At 28.0% G+C, this 15,239-nt stretch carries 17 protein-coding genes; 13 read left to right on the top strand and 4 right to left on the bottom strand.

Annotated features, from left to right (window positions below):
• Positions 1 to 206 precede the first annotated feature (206 nt).
• Positions 207 to 980, bottom strand: coding sequence for a hypothetical protein (locus tag B3603_RS13135; RefSeq protein ID WP_291565624.1), 774 nt, complete (start codon positions 978 to 980; stop codon positions 207 to 209).
• A 797-nt stretch (positions 981 to 1,777) separates the two neighbouring features.
• Between B3603_RS13135 and B3603_RS13140 the strand changes: the two genes are divergently transcribed.
• The 6 genes from B3603_RS13140 to B3603_RS13165 all read left to right on the top strand — a co-directional run bounded on the left by B3603_RS13140 (position 1,778) and on the right by B3603_RS13165 (position 6,620).
• Positions 1,778 to 1,900, top strand: coding sequence for an RRXRR domain-containing protein (locus tag B3603_RS13140; protein ID WP_291565627.1), 123 nt, complete (start codon positions 1,778 to 1,780; stop codon positions 1,898 to 1,900).
• 102 nt (positions 1,901 to 2,002) lie between these two features.
• Positions 2,003 to 2,269, top strand: a complete 267-nt coding sequence (locus B3603_RS13145) for a metal-sensing transcriptional repressor (protein WP_291565779.1) — start codon at positions 2,003 to 2,005, stop codon at positions 2,267 to 2,269.
• Between the two features lie 13 nt (positions 2,270 to 2,282).
• On the top strand, positions 2,283 to 4,727 hold the full coding sequence (locus B3603_RS13150) for a heavy metal translocating P-type ATPase (RefSeq protein WP_291565630.1): 2,445 nt from the start codon (positions 2,283 to 2,285) through the stop codon (positions 4,725 to 4,727).
• Positions 4,728 to 4,748: 21 nt separating this feature from the next.
• On the top strand, positions 4,749 to 4,964 hold the full coding sequence (locus tag B3603_RS13155) for a heavy-metal-associated domain-containing protein (protein ID WP_291565633.1): 216 nt from the start codon (positions 4,749 to 4,751) through the stop codon (positions 4,962 to 4,964).
• A 330-nt stretch (positions 4,965 to 5,294) separates the two neighbouring features.
• On the top strand, positions 5,295 to 5,786 hold the full coding sequence (locus B3603_RS13160) for a peptidylprolyl isomerase (RefSeq protein WP_312573430.1): 492 nt from the start codon (positions 5,295 to 5,297) through the stop codon (positions 5,784 to 5,786).
• 228 nt (positions 5,787 to 6,014) lie between these two features.
• Positions 6,015 to 6,620 (top strand): DJ-1/PfpI family protein, encoded by a 606-nt coding sequence (locus B3603_RS13165; RefSeq protein ID WP_291565638.1) that lies wholly within the window; start codon positions 6,015 to 6,017, stop codon positions 6,618 to 6,620.
• 155 nt (positions 6,621 to 6,775) lie between these two features.
• On the opposite strand, the gene B3603_RS13170 is transcribed toward B3603_RS13165, so the two are convergent.
• On the bottom strand, positions 6,776 to 6,925 hold the full coding sequence (locus tag B3603_RS13170; RefSeq protein ID WP_291565640.1) for a hypothetical protein: 150 nt from the start codon (positions 6,923 to 6,925) through the stop codon (positions 6,776 to 6,778).
• A 722-nt stretch (positions 6,926 to 7,647) separates the two neighbouring features.
• On the opposite strand from B3603_RS13170, the gene B3603_RS13175 reads away from it, so the two are divergent.
• The 6 genes from B3603_RS13175 to B3603_RS13200 all read left to right on the top strand — a co-directional run bounded on the left by B3603_RS13175 (position 7,648) and on the right by B3603_RS13200 (position 13,576).
• Positions 7,648 to 8,586 carry a D-alanyl-D-alanine carboxypeptidase family protein gene (locus B3603_RS13175; RefSeq protein WP_291565642.1) on the top strand — a complete coding sequence of 313 codons (939 nt, stop codon included), beginning with the start codon at positions 7,648 to 7,650 and terminating at the stop codon, positions 8,584 to 8,586.
• Between the two features lie 57 nt (positions 8,587 to 8,643).
• A complete protein-coding gene (gene vanG, locus B3603_RS13180; RefSeq protein WP_291565644.1) occupies positions 8,644 to 9,696 on the top strand; it encodes a D-alanine--D-serine ligase VanG in 1,053 nt (350 codons plus the stop codon).
• On the top strand, positions 9,689 to 9,847 hold the full coding sequence (locus B3603_RS13185) for a hypothetical protein (protein WP_291565646.1): 159 nt from the start codon (positions 9,689 to 9,691) through the stop codon (positions 9,845 to 9,847). The genes vanG and B3603_RS13185 overlap by 8 nt, the downstream gene beginning before the upstream one ends.
• Positions 9,844 to 10,878, top strand: coding sequence for an acyltransferase family protein (locus B3603_RS13190; RefSeq protein WP_291565648.1), 1,035 nt, complete (start codon positions 9,844 to 9,846; stop codon positions 10,876 to 10,878). The genes B3603_RS13185 and B3603_RS13190 overlap by 4 nt, the downstream gene beginning before the upstream one ends.
• Positions 10,875 to 11,987, top strand: coding sequence for a serine racemase VanT catalytic subunit (gene vanT / locus B3603_RS13195; protein WP_291565651.1), 1,113 nt, complete (start codon positions 10,875 to 10,877; stop codon positions 11,985 to 11,987). The genes B3603_RS13190 and vanT overlap by 4 nt, the downstream gene beginning before the upstream one ends.
• Positions 11,988 to 12,700: 713 nt before the next feature.
• Positions 12,701 to 13,576 (top strand): ribbon-helix-helix protein, CopG family, encoded by an 876-nt coding sequence (locus B3603_RS13200; RefSeq protein WP_291565652.1) that lies wholly within the window; start codon positions 12,701 to 12,703, stop codon positions 13,574 to 13,576.
• Positions 13,577 to 13,785: 209 nt separating this feature from the next.
• On the opposite strand, the gene B3603_RS23125 is transcribed toward B3603_RS13200, so the two are convergent.
• Both B3603_RS23125 and B3603_RS23130 read right to left on the bottom strand, forming a co-directional pair.
• Entirely contained in the window at positions 13,786 to 14,100 is a 315-nt protein-coding gene (locus tag B3603_RS23125; RefSeq protein WP_349676818.1) for a hypothetical protein, read from the bottom strand.
• Positions 14,084 to 14,569, bottom strand: a complete 486-nt coding sequence (locus tag B3603_RS23130) for a class I SAM-dependent methyltransferase (RefSeq protein WP_312573424.1) — start codon at positions 14,567 to 14,569, stop codon at positions 14,084 to 14,086. Before B3603_RS23130 ends, B3603_RS23125 begins: the two co-directional genes overlap by 17 nt.
• A 417-nt stretch (positions 14,570 to 14,986) precedes the next feature.
• Between B3603_RS23130 and B3603_RS13210 the strand changes: the two genes are divergently transcribed.
• Positions 14,987 to 15,178 carry a nucleotidyltransferase family protein gene (locus tag B3603_RS13210; RefSeq protein ID WP_291565653.1) on the top strand — a complete coding sequence of 64 codons (192 nt, stop codon included), beginning with the start codon at positions 14,987 to 14,989 and terminating at the stop codon, positions 15,176 to 15,178.
• The last annotated feature ends 61 nt before the right edge of the window (positions 15,179 to 15,239 follow it).

A 15,239-nucleotide genomic window follows, 5' to 3' on the forward strand; every position in this document is an offset into this window, starting at 1 on the left:
TACAGTATAGTTCGGAGCAATATCAAAAAAATCAAGCCAATATTAATGGAGATAACCAAGAGGAAGTGACGATTCATTCTTTTTAATAATTTTCATTTTATAATTTGTAATGAACCGTCCCCATATTTCAGATAGACAACCTTATTTAAATTATTTTTTTAGTTTAATAAACAATAATTTAAAATTATTCTATAAAATTAACTTTATTAATTGAACAAGATGTTTAAAAGTCTATTTTGTTCATCTTCGTCATTTTTACCTTCTGGCGATAAATGAAATAAAACTTCATTTTCTCTCCATAGCCCTCCAATATCTTTCAGCATATACTCTGCACATTCCTTAAGTAATATAAATTGTGTTTCTAAGGAACTTTCTGAATACAACCTTGAAATAATATCAAATAGTATAGGTTCTTGATTCTGAATAAGTTTTAAATACAATTTTGGTTTTCCAATTTCCCAGCATTTAATATTAGCATAACAGGATAAAAACCAATCAACAGATGAATAAATAAAATATTTCGTATAAAGTTCATTATCATGAAGTCTATGTTCTAATTTATCAAGTATATGATTAAAAGTAAATCTATACAGAGATATTTGTGAATCAGATAATTTATTTTTTGCTGCCCATGTAGTTTGAATTTTCTTCAATAATTCTGATGTAATATTGTTTTTATCGTATAAAATATTACAATTAAGATGAACAAGCAAAAACTCATTTAATGGGTTATCTAACATAAAATCTTCTTTAGATAAAATCATACAGTCAACTGGAATGCCGTTAATATGAAAATGAACTCCTGTAAAATTAGTAGACACAGGTTTATCAAAGATTACAGTTAAATCATAATCTCCGCCTACCTCCATATCTGTATAAGTTCTTCCACCATATTCTACTATACCGATAATATTTTCATTTTTCTTCAAATGCTCAATAAAACTCTCAATATTATTAAATGAATTTTTATCAATTAACAATTTATACACCTTCCCTTATTACATACATTATTTCAATATAATATAAATAAGCAAATTAATCAATATGGTATAAATGGAGAAATTTTGAAACATTATTTTGAAGTAAAATTAGTTAAAGTCATCTAGTTTTAATAATTGTGAATTGTGAATTTAATCTACCTCTGGGAAACAGTAGTGAAGCCTTTTAGGGTTCCCTTGAGGTGCAGTATAGTTCGGAACAATATCAAAAAAATTAAGCAAATATTAATGGAGATAGCCAAGAAAAAGAGAGAATTTATTTTTAAAATAATTTTCATTTTATAATTTGTGATGAATCATCCCCATATCCAATAAATTTTAAACTAGCAATATAATTGCTGACAACATTGTAGGGGCGAACAGTGTTCGCCAGCTCTTTTTCCATATCCAAGGATTTTATGGAGAACACTGTTCTCCGCTACAGCTAATCAATGTTATAAACATATAGACTAAATTCTAAAGGAACATATTTATACATGGATTTATCTTAATAAGAGCAAACTACAATAGAATCCAATAAAAGGGCGGTGTAGTTAGAACTTGTCAACGACCCATCACTAAAGTGACAGGCTTGTAAAGCCATTGTTGACTAGACTAAGTATTAATTTACTACGTTATTATAATTATTATACCTTAGAATGTTTATCCTAGTTCTAAGCTCTATATAGGCTCTGTAAACATCTCTGATGGGTAGGAGAAGTCAACCTAGTTTGGAGATCTAATCTCAAAGTTATAATAACCTTGTCTAAGGATAATAACTCTGAAAGGAGATATACTTTATGTTAGTATATGTATTAAATAATAAAGAAAATCCATTAATGCCATGCAAACCTGGTAAAGCTAGAAAATTGTTAAAGCAAGGAAAAGCAAAAGTAATTAATTTTACTATTGACTATTTATAATATTAGATTTACTATTTAAGTATACCCTACAGGGGTATAGAGTATAATAAAAATGTAATTATGAATAAAAAGGAGGTAACTATGAGTAATAAAACTATAAGTATAAATCCTGAGAGAAAAAATGCAATTAAATATTTAAATATTGCAAAGGGCCAAATAGAAGGTATAATAAAAATGATTGAGGATGACAGATATTGTATTGATATTTCAAATCAAATAATAGCTTCTCAATCTATATTAAAAAAGGCAAACTCAGTTATTATAAAGCAGCATTTAAAACATTGTGTAAAAAATGCATATGATAATGGAGATATAGATGAGAAAATTGAAGAAATAGATACTTTAATAGAAAAGATAATAAATAAGTAAAGAGGTGATAGAATTGACTAAAAAGATGCTAAAAATAGAAGGTATGACCTGTGCCGCTTGCTCTAAGGCAGTAGAAAGAGTTACAAAAAAGTTAAATGGTGTGCAGGAATCAAATGTTAATTTAGCTACTGAAAAATTGAACATCACCTTTGATGAAAATAAAGTATCCATTGAAGATATAAAACAAGCTATAGAGAAAGCAGGTTATAAAGCTAAAAATGATAGTATTATAAAGACTTTAAAAATTCAAGGTATGACCTGTGCCTCTTGCTCAAAAGCGGTAGAGAGGGCATGCAAAAAGCTCAATGGTGTTATAGCTGCCAATGTCAATTTAGCTACTGAAAAGCTTACGGTGGAATTTGAAAGCGATAAGATTAGGCTTTCTGAAATTAAAAAAGCAATAGAAAAAGCTGGCTATACTCCACTAAATGATGATTTAAATATAGATGAAGATAAAGAAAGAAAAAATAAAGAAGAAAAATCGCTATATAAAAGATTTATTTTTTCAGCAATATTTACAGTACCATTGCTTATAATTTCCATGGGATCTATGGTAGGCTTAGAACTTCCTACAATTATTAATCCTACAGACAGTCCTTTTAACTTTGCGCTTATACAATTTATACTAACTACTTTTGTTATATTTATAGGCAAGAAATTTTTCAAAGTTGGATTTAAATCCTTAATAAAAGGAAGTCCAAATATGGATTCTCTTATTTCGATTGGTACTTTAGCATCCTATGGTTATAGTATTTATGCTATGTTTGAAATATATTTTAGTGGAAATCATAATATTGCTCATACTAAATTATATTTTGAATCTGCTGCAGTAATATTAACTTTGATAACTTTAGGTAAGTATTTAGAAGCTAAAACTAAGGGAAAGACTTCAGAAGCAATTAAAACCTTAATGGGATTAAGCCCCAAAACTGCAACTGTAGAAAAAGATGGACAGGAACAAAATATTCCTATTGATGATGTAGAAGTAGGGGATATAATTATCGTTAAGCCTGGTGAAAAACTTCCGGTAGATGGTGTAATTATAAGTGGATCTACATCTATAGATGAAAGCATGCTTACAGGGGAAAGTATACCTGTAGAAAAAAATGTAGATGACAATGTAATTGGTGCAAGTATTAATAAAAATGGTCTTATAAAATATAAGGCTACAAAAGTAGGTAAAGATACTGCATTGTCTCAAATAATTAAGTTAGTAGAAGATGCTCAAGGTTCTAAAGCTCCTATTGCAAGACTTGCAGATATAGTATCTGGCTACTTTGTGCCTATAGTAATTGCACTAGCTTTTCTTTCAGCAATAGTTTGGTATTTCTTTAAAGGTGATGTAGTATTCTCATTAACTATATTTATATCTGTATTAGTCATTGCTTGTCCTTGCGCTTTAGGTCTTGCTACTCCAACAGCAATAATGGTAGGTACAGGAAAGGGTGCAGAACTGGGAGTATTATTTAAGAATGGTTCTGCATTAGAAGAAACTCATAAAATACAAACCATTGTTTTTGATAAAACTGGTACCATCACTGAAGGAAAACCTAAAGTGACAGATATTATAACTAATGATATAGATAAAGATGAGCTATTAATGCTCGCAGCTTCCTCAGAAAAAGGTTCAGAGCACCCTTTAGGAGAAGCTATAGTTTTAGAAGCAGAAAACAGAGCTATTAATTTAAAAGCATTATCAACATTTAAAGCTATACCTGGTCAAGGTATAATATCTACAATTGATAGCAAGACAGTATTACTAGGTAATGAAAAGCTTATGAATGAAAACAATATAGACATACAAAGCTTTAATAATTCTTTCGAAAAGTTAGCAAGCGAAGGTAAAACTCCTATGTTTATAGCTATAAATAATAACTTAGCTGGAATAATAGCTGTTGCAGATACTGTTAAAAAGAATAGTAAAAGCGCTATTGAAAAACTTCATAAAATGGGAATTAAAGTTGCTATGCTAACAGGAGATAATAAAAAGACAGCAAATGCTATTGCAAAGCAAGTTGGAATTGATATTGTCATATCAGAAGTACTGCCAAATGAAAAATCAGAGCAAGTTAAAAGACTTCAAAATGAAAGTAAAAAAATTGCTATGGTTGGAGATGGTATCAATGATGCCCCAGCTTTAGCACAAGCTGATATAGGTATAGCTATAGGTTCAGGTACAGATGTAGCTATAGAATCAGCAGATGTAGTTCTTATGAGAAGTGATTTAATGGACGTACCAACGGCTATAGAATTAAGTAAAAAAACCATACTAAATATAAAAGAAAACCTATTTTGGGCTTTTGCCTATAATACTTTAGGAATTCCTGTAGCAATGGGTGTTTGGTATGCTCTTGGTGGAAAACTATTAAATCCTATGATTGCTGCTTTAGCAATGAGTCTAAGTTCAGTATCAGTACTATTAAATGCACTTAGACTTAAAAGCTTTAAAATAAAATAATATTTGGAAGGAGTAATAAATATGAAAACTAAAATAATTGTTAATGGTATGAGCTGTATGCATTGTGTTAATCATGTTAAAGAATGTCTATCAGAACTTGAAAATGTAAAATCTGTAGAAGTTGATCTAGATTCTAAAACTGCTATTGTAGAATCAGAGGATAAACTAGACCAAGATAAGGTTAAAACTGCTTTAGATGATTATGGATACGAAGCTGTAGCTTTTGAGGAAATATAAAAGTTTAAATTTTTATAATAAAATGGTATGCTAATTGTTAATCTTAGCATACCATTTTTTCTTAATTCTATGATAATGATTTTAAATGATAATTTTATTACAAATTTTTTCTTTAATATGTTAAAATAAATTTTATAGTTTAAGTGCAAAGGAGGATAAAATATGAAACTTAGAAAAAATATAAGCTTATTATTAGTAATAGTTTTATCTTTATCATTATTCATAGGTTGTAGCAAAAAAGAAGAAAATAATGATAAAAATACTACTTCACCTAATAATGTAGAAACAGAAAAAGGTAAGGATGATAAAAATCCAATAGCTACTATAGAAATGGAGGACGGTTCAAAAATTAAAATTGAATTATACCCAGATGTAGCACCTAATACAGTTAGAAATTTTATTTCACTAGCTAATTCCAATTTTTATGATGGATTAATCTTTCATAGGGTAATACCTGATTTTATGATTCAAGGTGGAGATCCTGAAGGAACTGGAGTAGGAGGTCCTGGATATGCTATTAAAGGAGAGTTTTCAAGTAATGATTTTGAGAACAGTTTAAAGCATGATAGAGGAGTTATTTCTATGGCAAGAGCTCAGGATAAAAACTCAGCTGGTTCTCAATTCTTTATTATGCACAAAGATTCACCTCATTTAGATGGAGAGTATGCTGCTTTTGGTAAAGTTATAGAAGGCATAGAAGTTGTAGATAAAATTGCAACAGTAGAAACTGTTGCACAAGACAAACCAAAAGAAGATGTTAAAATGAAAAAAGTAACAGTTGATACTTTTGGTGTTGAATATAAAGAAGTAGAAAAAATGTAGATACAAAAAGCTTTATTACAAAATAAGTAATAAGGCTTTTTATATTGTAAAAATATTAAATATTAAGGTTATAAGATAATAATTATAGTTTTCAATATAATTAAAAGAATTTCTAACTTGAATACTTTAAAATTATAGCTTAGAATTTTAGTATACTTGGTAATTTTTAAGAAACTTATAATAATATACTAAAATTTTAAAGAAGATGAAAATATGGAGGGTATGTTAATGAAGGAGATTAAAAATGTAGCGATTTTAATATTTGAAGATGTAGAAATTCTTGATTTTTGTGGTCCTTTTGAGGTATTTTCTATTACAGCTCGTGATACAAATTTAAATGTTTATACGGTAGCAGAAAAAACAACATCAATTTTGACTTATAATAAATTAAGTGTAAATCCACACTATAGTATTTTCGATTGTCCTGAGCCTGATATTGTTTTAATTCCAGGTGGAAAAGGGTCAAGAAAAGAGATGAACAATCCTATTATTATTAATTGGATTAAATCAGTATCAAAAAATGCAGAACTAGTTCTTTCCGTTTGTACTGGTGCTTTTTTATTAGCAAAGGCTGATTTACTTGATAACTTAGAAATAACCACTCATCATCTATCCTTAGAAGTCTTAAAAGAAATTGCTCCTTCAAGTGCAAAAGTTAGAGAAGGGGTTAGGTTTATAGATAATGGAAAAATTGTATTATCAGCTGGAATATCTGCAGGAATAGATATGTCCTTATATATTGTAGAAAGAATTTTCGGAAAAGAAAAAGCCTTGAATACAGCAAGTATCATGGAATATGAGTGGAATCCTGAACATGGTGTTAAGTTAATATAATAAACACAAAAGTCAGAGATCTTTCTCTGGCTTTCATGTTTACATATAATTATATCCGCACTTAAGAATAAGGCATTTTTCAATTATTTTTCTGTCTAATCTCTCATATGCTGTTATCAGTAAAATTAATTCTAAGATTTACTTCTTTCAAGACATCAAGTAAATTGTACATGGGTCAGTGTTCTATAATTTTCTTCTCTTCCTTCCTTAAAGTTAGCTATTAAATCTGCATCAAGATTCTTATACCTATTTGTACCAACTAGCCATATTTCTTTATAGCCCAATTTATCTCTTAAAGACCTCATAATTCATTCTATTCACAGTTCTTTATGAATATGAAGCTCATGCAGAAAGTAAAAATGATTATGCTATATTCCATATAAAAATTCTAAGAGTAATAAACAACTAAGAACTACTTTTCCTTTATGATATGAAAATTCATAGAGGAAGAGTGTTTTTTTATTTTTACTATATTTTAAAATCTTGAAAATATTAAAAAATCTATAAAAAAGCTTAATAAGTCTATAACCATTGTTTACACAAAAAAATATTCAAGTTAAATCCTCTAATAGCTAATGATTTATATAGTTCAAAGGTCATTATCATTTGTTTAGATGCTAATGAGATATTATTAGATAAATCAGATGATGAAAGAATCTACTCAGAATATCTCACAAAAATTATGACAGCAATACTAGCAATTGAAAACCTACCTGAGAATATGTTTCCGGAATTATATTGTGAAAATGTTTATATCTTTTCATCAAATTAAAAGAGTAGAAGTAATCAATTTGATTTATTTAGATTTATACAGTTTATCTTATACGCTTATTTTTATTAATGTGTATGCTTTGAAATAATGTTGTTTAGTAAATTGTAATCTTAAGAAATCTTAAGGTTTAATTATAATTTTTTTAAATTCTTTTTTTTAATATAAGAGAGTAAGGAATACGAATTTTATGTTGTTGAAAAATTTTTAATAAAAATAAGACAATATTTCAATTTACATTTAAGGAGGAATATTAAAATGACAGCTTATAGAAAAAAATGCAAAAGAAAAAAGAGAAAGATAAAATGTGTTCTTTCAATACTATGCATATGTGCTGTATGTATCACAGCTTTATTTTTCTTAAATCGTCTAATGGCTAATGATTTATATAGCTCAAATGCCATTCTTATTCGGTTAGATGATAATGATATATTATTAGATAAATCAAGTGATGAAAGAATCTATCCAGCATCTCTTACAAAAATTATGACAGCAATACTTGCAATTGAAAATTTATCAGATTTAAACGAAAGAATTTATCTACAAGAGGAGATGTTTAAAAAGTTATATTCGGAAGGTGCTTCTATGGCTGGCTTTTCACCTAATGAAAATGTGGCAGCAATTGATTTAATTTATGGGGTATTATTACCATCCGGAGCAGAAAGTTGTATCGGATTAGCAGAGGCAATTGCAGGTTCAGAAGAAAACTATGTAAAGTTGATGAATGAAAAGGCTAAAAAATTAGAAATGAATGATACTCATTTTACTAATTCTACAGGACTACATGATAGAAATCATTATAGTACCGTAAATGATATTGCAAAACTACTAGAATATGCATTACAAAACCGTACTTTTCGAGAAGTATATACTTCAAAAGGTTATACGACAAAAGCAACCAATATTAATCCCGAGGGAATCACTCTTCAAAGTACGATGTTCAAGCATATGGATACAGCAGATATAAATAACGGTATTATCGAAGGTGGAAAAACTGGTTATACGGAAGAAGCTAAATTATGCCTTGCCAGTTTAGCAAAAATAGATGATAAAGAATATATTTTAGTGACTGCTAATGCAGACGGTAATCCTCAAACAAAGCAGTTCAATATTTTGGATGCTTTCACTGTCTATAATCAAATTTTCGAAAATGATGCTACTAAAAATATTAAGTATCTTATAAGTGATTCTAAGTAGGTATATACAAATTATATTTATCATCAATACAGCTATTTATGAAGGGAGAAATGAAAAATGAATAGAAGAAAAATTGTAGTTTTATTTGGTGGCTGTTCTACAGAATATGAAGTTTCTTTACAATCTGCATACACAATTATAAAACATATAAACCAAGATTTTTATGAGGCAATACCAATTGGAATAACAAAAGAAGGAACATGGTATCTATATAGTGGAGTACTTAACAAGATTATGGAAAATACATGGATGAATGATAAAACATGTGTACCTGCTATGATTTCACCAAATAAATGTGATCATGGAATTTTTATATTATACCCAGAACATATAGAAAAAATTAGGGTAGATGCCATCTTTCCAGTTTTACATGGAAAAAATGGTGAAGATGGTACAGTGCAAGGACTTTGTGAACTCGCTGGAATACCAATTATCGGTTGCAATACATTGTGCTCTGCATTATGCATGGATAAAAATAAGGCACATTCAATTGTACAATCAAGCAGTATTGAAGTTCCGAAATCAGTTATTCTAAAAGAATATTTAAATGAAAATATATTATATGAGAAAATAAAATATTTAAAAATGCCTTTATTCGTAAAACCTATAAAATCTGGATCATCATTTGGAATAACAAAAGTACAGAAAAAAGAAGAATTACTTCAAGCTGTAGAACTGGCTTTTACCCATGATAATGAAGTTATTATTGAAGAAAACGTTGAAGGTTTTGAAGTGGGATGTGCCATATTTGGAAATCACGAGCTAATTATAGGTGAGATTGATGAAATCGAGTTATCGCAAGGTTTCTTTGATTATACTGAGAAATATACTTTGAAATCATCAAAAATACGTATGCCTGCACGTATACCAGAGAATATGGCAAAACGTATAAAAAAAGCAGCTTTTACTATATATAGAGTTTTAGGATGCTCAGGATTTGCAAGAGTAGATATATTTTTAAAAGCAGATGGAACAATTGTATTTAACGAGGTCAATACAATTCCAGGTTTCACTTCACATAGCAGATATCCTAATATGCTAAAAGGTATTGGAATGAAATTTGAGGAGATTATAGAACAAATAATAAGGACGGCGATAGATAATGAATAAAATATCAAAGGCCCATAGATATATTGAAGCATTTTATCAAAAAAATATCAAAATATTAGAAGAATTATACCTATCAGAAGATTTGTCTTATCAAATATTAGGAAACAGTGTAGCTAATTTTGCTATCACTATATGGAAGAATGGAATATGAGAGTAAAAAAAGAGTATATAGGAATTAATTATTTTAAAATAATAGCAGCATTTTTAGTAATAGCTATCCACACATCACCCTTTACTTCCTTTAATGGAAACTTAGATTTTATTTTTACTAGAATATGGGCAAGGTTAGCAGTTCCATTCTTTTTTATGATAACAGGCTATTTCGTTTTACCTCAATGCTTAAAAGAAGAATGTAATAATGTAAACCTGAAAAAATACATAGTTAAAATAAGCAAAATTTATGTACTTGCTATTATTTTATATGTCCCAATTAATGTTTATACTAAATATTTTAGTCAATCTAATCTATTGTTTAATATTATAAAAGATATTATTTTTGATGGTACATTCTATCATCTTTGGTATCTTCCTGCTTCAATACTAGGAACAATGATTATTTATTTCTTATTAAAAAAGCTGCATTATAAAAAGACTTTTTATGTTGCAATAATCTTATATTTAATTGGATTATTTGGAGATAGTTATTATGGAATAGTGGAAAAAGTAAATTTCTTTAAATTATTTTATCAAGGTATATTTTTCTTTTCAGACTATACAAGGAATGGAATATTTTTTTCTCCTATTTTTATTTTATTAGGATATTGTACATACCTAACTAAAATACGGTTAAAAAAAGAGGATATGAATTCTATAGTCATCACAAAAGGTTTTCTGTTATCATTTCTTCTCCTGAATATAGAAGGAGTACTTTTGCACATTTATCATATACAACGGCATGATAGTATGTACATTTTTTTAATTCCATGTATGTTATATCTGTTTCATATCTTGTTATCTATAGAAGGAAAAAGAATTGGAAATATAAAAAATGTAGCACTTCTTATTTACCTTTTTCATCCTCTCTTTATCATACTAGTGAGGGGGTTTGCAAAAATAACAGGACTCACTTGGCTAATTGTTGATAATAGTTTTATACACTACATGGTGGTTTTAATTTCAACAACAATTTTTTCCTACTTCTCTACAAAAATCATAAATCGACGAAGGAGAATAAACAAATGAATAGAGCATGGATAGAAGTAAATTTAAAAGCTTTAAAGCATAACATAAAAAATATTCAAAATATGATATCAGACCAATGCAATATTATGGCAATTATAAAAGCAAATGCTTATGGCCATGGTGATATTCAAATCGCTCAATATTTAAGCCTAATGGGAATAGATACATTTGGGGTTGCTACACTAGATGAGGCCATCCACTTGAGAAACAATGGTATAGAAGGAGATATATTGATATTAGGATATACCCATATAGAGTATTTTAAAGATATTGTAGCTTACAATCTGATACAAACTGTGGTAGATGCTGATTATGCCGAACAATTGAATAATTTCGGTGAAAAAGTTATGGTACATATCAAGATAGATACAGGAATGCACCGCCTTGGGTTAGACTTTCGAAATATAGATGTAATAAAAGGACTTTTAAAATTTAAAAATCTAGACATTAGAGGTATTTATTCTCATTTATGTGTTTCTGATAGTTTAAAAGATACAGATGAGGATTTTACCAACCAACAAATAAAATATTTTTATAAAGTAAAAGAACTTCTAAATAAACAAGGACACCATAATATAAAGACCCATTTACAATCTAGTTATGGAATTTTAAACTATCCAGAGATTAGCTGTGACTATGTAAGACCAGGCATTATTCTTTATGGTATCCAAAGTAGTGTTGATATTAAAACAAAAATTTCTCTGGAATTGAAACCTGTACTTGCTCTCAAAGCCAGAATTGCATCTATTCATAAAATAGATGTAGGAGAAACTGTTGGATATGGCAGAAATTTTCGAGCTATAAATAAAAGAATTATAGCTGCTGTCACTATTGGTTATGCTGATGGAATACCAAGAACTTTAACTGGACAAAAAACCATTATCAAAGGAAAATTAGCAAAAATCGTTGGTGACATCTGTATGGATCAGCTTATGATTGATGTAACTAATATAAAAGATGTAAAACAGGGGGATATAGTCACCTTTATAGGACAAGAAAAAGAATGTGTTATTTCGGCAGAAGAAATGGCATATCATAATAACACAATAACAAATGAATTATTAAGTAGATTGGGTACAAGGTTAGGGAAGGTATACTGCAATAAATAAAAGTATTTTCTTCACATAATGATACTTTTACTAAAGAATACCATAAATAATGTTCAATTAACTGTAAGACATGCTTACAGTATGAGATATTGCATATAAATCTAACTAAAAAATATTAAAAGAAGATGACTACTCTGTAAAGGAATAGTCATCTTCTTTTGTTGCTAAACTATAAAAATCCTAGAAATAATACTAAAAAATAATAGGAACTTTTTCTTGCAATACTTTTCAGAAAAAAACAAAAAAATTATTTTTCCTTACTCTCTTTAATTGACTTATTCTTTCTATAATAGTTAAATACTTCTCGTTAAAATCTTCTAATATTCTATCAAGTTATAGATTACTATCTACTTTATTAATTAATTTTCAGTACATGGCACAAATTCTTCTGTTTTATCCTTAATAACATCAATTTCACCATTACTCCATATAACTTGCTCCCTCTTTTTGTATCACTTCTATATCCATATTTTCAATTACTTTTTTCACATCATCTTTTATATCATTTTTATATCACTCAAAATCTTATATTTTCTAACTCGATATAATAAAAGTTATATTGAGTTAAGTTTTAAATCTTATTTTAGCCTTTTTTATTCATTTTATTCTAAATCCATGGTATAATATACTTGTAAACATTAAGTTTACAAGTATATTTAATATGTTTACGTGTAAATATTTAATAAAATAAGTAAACATTTCAGGAGGAAATTATGGATACAACTTTTAGCGTAAGAATAAATGACGATTTAAAGTCAAAATTCAATGAATTAGCCCAAAAGGAGGGCATAAATAACAAGGAGTTTATGGAACAAGTTATAAAGTTCTATGAATTAAACTCCATAAAAGATAGCAATTTAAATATTTCAGATGATATAACTGAACTACAAGATATAACTTCTAGGATTGTAGACATCTATATAAATTCTATGGAAAAAGCTAAAATAAAAATTGGAGAACTAGGCAATACAAATAAAGATCAATTATCGAAGAAAAATTTAGAAATTCAAAAACTTAAGGAAGAATTGGCATCTATTAGAGAAGAAAACAAGAAAATTTTTAAGCTAAATGAGGAAGTAAAGAAAAAAGAAGAAATTATTAAAGAAGTTAAAGAAAATCTAGCTCAAACAAAAGAATTAAATAATATGTTGCAAGAAAAGAATAATCACTTAAACAATGAATTAACTTCAGCTAAGTCATCATTACAAACTATAACTGAAAAAGAGGAAGAGATAGAAACTTTAAAAAGTGATTTATTAAACTTAAATAATGATAATTCTGTATTAAAGTCTAAATTAGAGGAAATAGAGATTAAACTTTTAAACAAAGATAAAGAGTTAAAAGAAATAAAAGAAAGATTTCAAAGAGATATAGAAGAACTTAATAATAAAAATAAGGAAAAATTTAATTTTGAAATAGAAAAGCAACAACTTGAAACAAGTAAAAAGATATTATTAATTGAAGAAAAACACAAGGAGGAACTAAAGAATAGGGAAGATGAACTAAACAACAAAATAATGGAACTATTAAATAAAAGACAGGAGGATGCGGAAATTATAAGAAAATTACTGCTTGGAAATAAAGAATAACATTTGATAAAGAACTAAAAGAATATCAAATTCTTCTAGTTCTTAAAACGACCGTTTATGGTGCTTTTATAAAAATAAAAACAAGAGCATTTCAATTCTTGTTGATGAGTAATATAAGAATGATACGACACAACTGAACCTAAAATTATATTACATCAACTCTACAAATTGGAATTTAGCGAACTTCCTGTTATGCTCATAACAGGAAGTTATGGTTTTCTTGCAAGTTGTAAATCTATTGTATCGTATATAGTAATAATACCGGCGTTATCATTAATTGCTTCTCTTATTTCATCAAAAAATTTCATTCTTGTCGTTTGTTCAATAGCAATATGGTCTGAATAAGTACCTAATAATGATGTATATTCGTCGGCTGTAAAAGTTCTTGTTCTATGATAGAGTCTATAACTTACATCTATAAATCCATATTTGTATGCTATGTTAGCTATATTTTTGGCATTTTCCTCGCTATATTCATCTCCACCTAATGAACCTGGCATATACTTTTCATATATATTTTTCAAATGCAATATGAATGTTATTGCGTTTCTTATCTTTATATGGGTGATTAGCAAATCGTGCAAAAACACCACCGCTTTTTAGTATATCAAATACTTTGGTATATCCTATATCTTCAGGAATCCAGTGAAAGGCTGTTGCTGAAAAGATTAGGTCAAATGAATTAGGAGGGCACTCAAAATCTTGAAATGCAAAATTTTTAACATTAAATTTATTATAATCTTTAAACTTATGTTTTGAAAATTCCGCTAATTGGTCACCTAATTCAATTGCAGTTAAACTACAACCTGTTTTAAGTATTGGCAACGTAGCTTGTCCAGTTCCTATTCCAACCTCAAGCACATTGCTTGACGGATTTATTTCTTTTACATCAAAAATATCATCATATAGCTCTTTAACATAATCCGGACGCCACTTGTCGTATTCAGTGAAAACAGAGTTAAATGTGTTTTCTAAACCTTTAATTATTGACATTTTTTACCCTCCCATTATATAAATAATCTCCTCGTCAAATTACTATTTATTGAGTTGTTTTACAGCTTTCATATGTAACATTGTATTGTACATAACTAAATTATACCATTACATACAAAGAATCACTATACTTTAATTGTGGTGATTTACAGAGTAATTACCCATGTTGGTCCTTAGAGTGGATTTTATCGAAATGTTGATGCTATCCCTATTAGGGATATGGTCAACGAAGAAATAAAATTTAGGATATACTTTGCGCTATATAAAGAACATAACACTAGTGTACAAATTAGTTCAGAATAGTTCTTTACATTTCAATCTATTTACTTATATTGTAAAATTATTTTATTAAAGTAAATCTTATAAAAAGAATAAATAGGTATAAAAGCTGATTTTGTATGTTAGGAGGATAAAAAAATGAATAATAGTGCAGTAAATCAACTGAAACAAAAGAATAAAGAATTGATAGATATTGTAATACAGAAGGTTCAGGAAGAATATCAAGATGATATCGATTTGATTGGTGTTTTTGGTTCCTTTTTTACTGGCGATTTTCATGAAAAATCAGATTTGGATTTATTAGTAGTTTTAAATAATGAAAAAGGGTGAGGATTTTCAACATGTTTTATATTAGATGGCATTGGATATGATTTCTATGGTTAAACATGGG

It is taken from the genome of Clostridium sp. UBA2485, from assembly GCF_002341865.1.
Lineage (GTDB): Bacteria > Bacillota > Clostridia > Clostridiales > Clostridiaceae > Clostridium_J.

Coding starts and splice junctions, on each gene's coding strand:
- B3603_RS13140 (WP_291565627.1), top strand. CDS start 1,778: ATGTTAGTATATGTATTAAATAATAAAGAAAATCCATTAATGCCATGC.
- B3603_RS13155 (WP_291565633.1), top strand. CDS start 4,749: ATGAAAACTAAAATAATTGTTAATGGTATGAGCTGTATGCATTGTGTT.
- B3603_RS13160 (WP_312573430.1), top strand. CDS start 5,295: ATGGAGGACGGTTCAAAAATTAAAATTGAATTATACCCAGATGTAGCA.
- B3603_RS13165 (WP_291565638.1), top strand. CDS start 6,015: ATGAAGGAGATTAAAAATGTAGCGATTTTAATATTTGAAGATGTAGAA.
- B3603_RS13170 (WP_291565640.1), bottom strand. CDS start 6,925: ATGAGGTCTTTAAGAGATAAATTGGGCTATAAAGAAATATGGCTAGTT.
- B3603_RS13175 (WP_291565642.1), top strand. CDS start 7,648: ATGACAGCTTATAGAAAAAAATGCAAAAGAAAAAAGAGAAAGATAAAA.
- vanG (WP_291565644.1), top strand. CDS start 8,644: ATGAATAGAAGAAAAATTGTAGTTTTATTTGGTGGCTGTTCTACAGAA.
- B3603_RS13185 (WP_291565646.1), top strand. CDS start 9,689: ATGAATAAAATATCAAAGGCCCATAGATATATTGAAGCATTTTATCAA.
- B3603_RS13190 (WP_291565648.1), top strand. CDS start 9,844: ATGAGAGTAAAAAAAGAGTATATAGGAATTAATTATTTTAAAATAATA.
- vanT (WP_291565651.1), top strand. CDS start 10,875: ATGAATAGAGCATGGATAGAAGTAAATTTAAAAGCTTTAAAGCATAAC.
- B3603_RS13200 (WP_291565652.1), top strand. CDS start 12,701: ATGGATACAACTTTTAGCGTAAGAATAAATGACGATTTAAAGTCAAAA.
- B3603_RS23130 (WP_312573424.1), bottom strand. CDS start 14,569: ATGTCAATAATTAAAGGTTTAGAAAACACATTTAACTCTGTTTTCACT.
- B3603_RS13210 (WP_291565653.1), top strand. CDS start 14,987: ATGAATAATAGTGCAGTAAATCAACTGAAACAAAAGAATAAAGAATTG.